Below are 1,743 nucleotides of genomic sequence, written 5' to 3'. Positions count from 1 at the left end.
GGTCACCCACACTCAACTCGGAAGAGCCGGTTAAGCCGCATCAGGCTACACCTATCGCGCAGCCAAACGAACCCGCAGTAACCTGCACTGATAGGGCTCTTTTCCGTTATCTGGCAAATACAGCTCTAGCAAAGGAACTTGTATTCGACTGGGCTGAGTGTGCTGGCCTCATTACTGAATATCAAAAACACGAGTTATTCATTAAATCTCCAGTTATCTCTCGCGGGCAGTTCTTGGAGTATCTATATCGCCTGTCGGGTTCTCCTGAGGTGAAGAATCTTCCGACTCAGTCTCCTTATGGTGATATTAAGACTGATGATCCGCGTTTTCCTGTAGTGATGTGGGCTCGTCAGCGGGGCATTACCTGGGGTTGGAGTGATGGGAATTTCCATTACGATACTCCCGCCGGTGATGCCACGATTGTGCTCATGTTGTACCGTTTGGCTGGTAAGCCGGACGTGAATGTCCCTGAATATCACAGGGAAGCATGGGGCGACCCCTGGGATAAAGAATGGCCCAATATGCCTTACGGTTCAGAGCTGCATAAGGCTTATTTGTGGATTACCCAAAAGACTTCTTTAGAGAAAGAAGGATACATTAAGGAACATTATAATGTTCGATTCGGAATGCATTTCAGTGCACAGGCAGGGAAAAATAGCTGGTTCACCTTCGCGGAATACGATTTAGCTTTTTCGGCTTTGCGAGTCGCTGACTCTCTGGGAGCATTCGAAAAGTAATCATAGTGCCCCGCATAATAAATGCGGGGCACAGCTATTTTTAGCGATTATACGGTTATGGAGAGCTTCTTATCAGGAGTTTCTTCCTCTTTAATTCCAAGATTATATGAGTAGTGATTAACTTCAATTCTGGCATACTTATATAGCGGTTTATCAACGCGTAGGATCCAGTTATTTGTCAGCAATTTTATCTGGTCACTAGTACGTTGCTTACTAGATTGATGACAGGCGTCGAAAGCATTTGCCCCGATGATGTTAAGGCGTCCGGCTCCTCCTTCAATATAGAACCCCCATCGTGCTGCGAGAGCCGTATCAAGTGAAAATTTATCCTCTGGATTGTCACTATCTTCGTAGGGATTATCAGAACGTACTCCCGTGAAAGTGCAGTCACTAGCCCACGAGCTGATATACCAGTTCGCTGCCTCATGGTTACGTGCTGGTTTTGAGACCGCGTCATGCCAGCTGGAGGACTCACCGATACAACCCACATATTTATATAACACTCTTTTACTTTCGTATCATTGCATGTTCCCTAAATCTCTACCTGAAGGTTAGGATTTTTGGTACGCTGAGAACGTTCTACTCATGAGGGTGCACAAAGATTGTGTCCCTCTGTTCGTGAAGGAGCTATGATGCTTCGACAATTATTTGCTCGCCCTACGAGGCGGGTTATCCAGGCTGGTGGCACGGTACTGTTGGCTGGTGCCATGGTGTGCGGTAGCGTGCCGGTATATTCTCTTGGTGTTCTGAAACCTCGCCAAGTGACCCCTATTGTGCAGCCCAATGAACCGGCGGTGACCTGTAACGACCGCGCAATCTACGAATATAAGTACCTTCCGAATGCTTATGTGACTTACGGTCGCAAGATTATCTACGACTGGGCTGAGTGCGTTGGTCTAATTTCTGAATACCAGAAGTATCAGCTAATCGAAGAAAACACCGTAATTTCCCGTGGGCAGTTTGTGGAGTATTTGTATCGCCTGTCGGGTTCTCCTGAGGTGAAGAA

The 1,743-nt window shown here is 47.0% G+C and carries 2 protein-coding genes and 1 pseudogene; 2 read left to right on the top strand and 1 reads right to left on the bottom strand.

Translation table 11 applies throughout. The features are described 5' to 3' along the window. Window positions 1–737 (top strand): S-layer homology domain-containing protein (locus tag HMPREF2884_RS09135; protein WP_141753499.1); only part of this gene is annotated, 737 nt, incomplete at its 5' end. Window positions 738–784: 47 nt separating this feature from the next. Here HMPREF2884_RS09135 and HMPREF2884_RS09010 read toward each other — a convergent pair. Then, window positions 785–1,240 carry a hypothetical protein gene (locus HMPREF2884_RS09010; protein ID WP_246827929.1) on the bottom strand — a complete coding sequence of 152 codons (456 nt, stop codon included), beginning with the start codon at window positions 1,238–1,240 and terminating at the stop codon, window positions 785–787. A 126-nt stretch (window positions 1,241–1,366) separates the two neighbouring features. Here HMPREF2884_RS09010 and HMPREF2884_RS05085 point away from each other — a divergent pair. Beyond that, a pseudogene (locus HMPREF2884_RS05085) lies at window positions 1,367–1,743 on the top strand (heme peroxidase); the annotation flags it as partial.

It is taken from the genome of Rothia sp. HMSC073B08 (assembly GCF_001812975.1).
Lineage (GTDB): Bacteria > Actinomycetota > Actinomycetes > Actinomycetales > Micrococcaceae > Rothia > Rothia mucilaginosa.
Note: the sequence above shows the minus strand (reverse complement) of the source record. Positions and strands in the feature narration are given on the sequence as shown.